This is a genomic window from Burkholderia sp. E168m23 (assembly GCF_016586125.1).
GTDB lineage: Bacteria > Pseudomonadota > Gammaproteobacteria > Burkholderiales > Burkholderiaceae > Burkholderia > Burkholderia orbicola.
On sequence record NZ_BCPP01001046.1, the window covers coordinates 1 to 2,334 of the forward strand.

3 protein-coding genes are annotated in these 2,334 nt (G+C 57.4%); 2 read left to right on the forward strand and 1 reads right to left on the reverse strand.

All coding sequences use genetic code 11. The annotated features are described in order from the left end of the window. Both JMF90_RS33795 and JMF90_RS33800 read left to right on the forward strand, forming a co-directional pair. The coding region (locus JMF90_RS33795) for a methyltransferase domain-containing protein (RefSeq protein WP_201326052.1) at positions 1–612 on the forward strand (612 nt) is incomplete at its 5' end. A 494-nt stretch (positions 613–1,106) separates the two neighbouring features. Further along, the gene (locus JMF90_RS33800; RefSeq protein ID WP_011546728.1) at positions 1,107–1,520 is read left to right on the forward strand and encodes a hypothetical protein; all 414 of its coding nucleotides are present in this window, start codon (positions 1,107–1,109) and stop codon (positions 1,518–1,520) included. A gap of 107 nt (positions 1,521–1,627) precedes the next feature. Here the strand turns inward: JMF90_RS33800 and JMF90_RS33805 are convergent. Then, positions 1,628–2,334 (reverse strand): WbqC family protein (locus JMF90_RS33805; RefSeq protein ID WP_201326053.1); only part of this gene is annotated, 707 nt, incomplete at its 5' end.

Consider the following 2,334-nt stretch of genomic DNA (forward strand, 5'->3'; position numbering starts at 1 on the left):
CCCGCCAACGAAACGAAGGGCAACCAGCCGCCGTACGCCGAACAGGCCATGATGCTCGCCCTGCTCGGAAAGAACGGCGTGATTCGCCTGGACAACATGGTCGACTATGCCGCCGGGTACGGTACGTTGAGCAATGTCCTGGCGAAATACTACGATCTTGAACTGCCGATCTTCGATCTCTACGTGAAAAACGATGGCTCGGGAAGATATATCGATCCATCCAACCTCGGTCGCTACAAGACCGTGATCAATTCGGCGATGTTCGAGCATGTCCTGCGCCGCAGCGATCTCGATTTCGTGCATGACATGGTCGATCACGACGGTGCATTGGTCATCCACACGGTTGTCTGTGAACGCGTGCCGAACGACCCGGAATGGTTCTACTTGCGCCCCCCCGTGCATACCGCCTTTCATACCAATCGAAGCATGACCATCCTGATGGAGCAATGGGGCTATCGGGCATCGCTCTACTGTCCTCAGGCCAAGTGCTGGGTTCTGCTTCGCGACGAGTGCGCACATATCGGCGAAACGGTTGCATCCATCAATCGCGAACTCCAGACCACGTGGTTCCACTACAAGGAAGGATTCGTCGACTACTGGAAGGGATTCTAGATCAGCCTGCATGTGACGAAATGCATCGATGCCCCGTCCTTCACGTGAGCTGACAGGACGACCCGCGCATACCGGCCGGCAATGCGTGGCCGCGAGTCGAATGCCGTTTCCGAAGCAGGCAAGGCAGTCGATTTCGAATGGCGACCGACGCTCTCCGGTTGATCCGCGCAATGACAGGCAAAACCTAAATTCCGGGACAGACCTGCCGTTATAGCAAAAGTAAGTGTAGTGCCATGCAACGAATGCAATTCCGAAAGGAATCGACGTGTGTGCATTGCGCCGACACTTACGCCACGGGCCTGAATCGCTGCCGGAGCGAGGCAACTGTATCGCGCGTCAATCAAGCATCGGGTGCGACGCATACCACCGGATTCCCCTTCTCCTATCGCGCTTCGCCACGAAGTGCAATCCAGGCAAGAGAAACCGGTTTTCCGGTGCACTCGCGGTAACGCCGGGCACATACCAACTAATTGAATATTGAGAGAACTCGACTGATGCGTACCAAACTGATCGTCGCCGCGCTCGCGGCCATGGTTTCCTTGACGTGCAGCGCAGCCACCAGCGTCGTGATCGATGCAAAAGCCAATTGCCTTTCCAGCTTCGTCGGGACCGTCTCCGGCGGCACGTCGGCAAAATTCAGGCTCGCAAGGGGCCAATACGCCGTCTCTCTCGTGTCGAACACGATGAGTTGCGGTGGCGGCTCACTCGATAATGGCTGCAACATCGATACCGTGATGATGCAAGGCGGCTACGGCTACGGAAGCATCCGATGGGGCACCGCAATCACGGCCAAACCCACCGTCATCCTGATGACCAGCGACCTCAACGATGTTTTCGCCTACGTCAGCGATGACTACTGTGGCGACAACGTCGGACAGGCGACGCTGCTGATTCAGCCGGTAAACTAAGCGCAATTTGCACGGCGCACGCAGCGCGCGTGCGTATCGCCCTACCTGCACAAGCAAGGCCAGCCGCTCGAACGGCCGCGTCCCCGACAGGACACGGCCGTGACCGGTCACCCCGATACCTGCTGCACCGTATCGGGCATCGCGACCCCGTTCGCAGGGACTGCCTGAATCAAATCGTATTCCGTCAGCATGTCCCTTACTTCCGCAACGGAGTTGAACATCAGCAGGTCCACGATCGACAGCCAGGGAACGAACGGCGCCCCGAACTGACCGTATTCGATCGGCCTCGACCGAAGAAACCGCAGATCAATGCCGCGCGCCGCAAAGTCTTCGTGCGAGTACAAATCAACACCGCCGATCGCATTGACATACGTCGTCGCCCCCAGCGACTCGCAGATCGCGAGTACGCGACTCTGCCCCTTCAATGACGGATCAACGTCGATCGACGACGACACATCGATACGCGTGGCGATGCCGAGCCGATCCACGACGACATCGATCGATCGCTTGATGAACTTGAACAGGTTCGGCTCGTCAGCGTCGATCACGGCGCTCACGAGGTTGAATCCTTGCTCAAAGAACGGCGCACGAACATAGGCTCCCTTCAACTGGGCGGCAAGTTTCACGGGATCGTAATCAGACGACACCTCGCGATCACGAACATCGAGCGAATCGGCATCTCGTTTCAGCGGAATACTGAACAGCGCATCGCTGCCGTTGAGCAGGAAGCGGTTCCGGTTGAACCACCCCTTCTTCGTGTACTTGATGTTGTCGTATACAACAAACCGGTCAACCGCTCCAATCAGTTGAAAGT

Excerpts from the sequence above, each read along its gene's own strand:
- JMF90_RS33800 (WP_011546728.1), top strand. The coding sequence starts at position 1,107 with ATGCGTACCAAACTGATCGTCGCCGCGCTCGCGGCCATGGTTTCCTTG.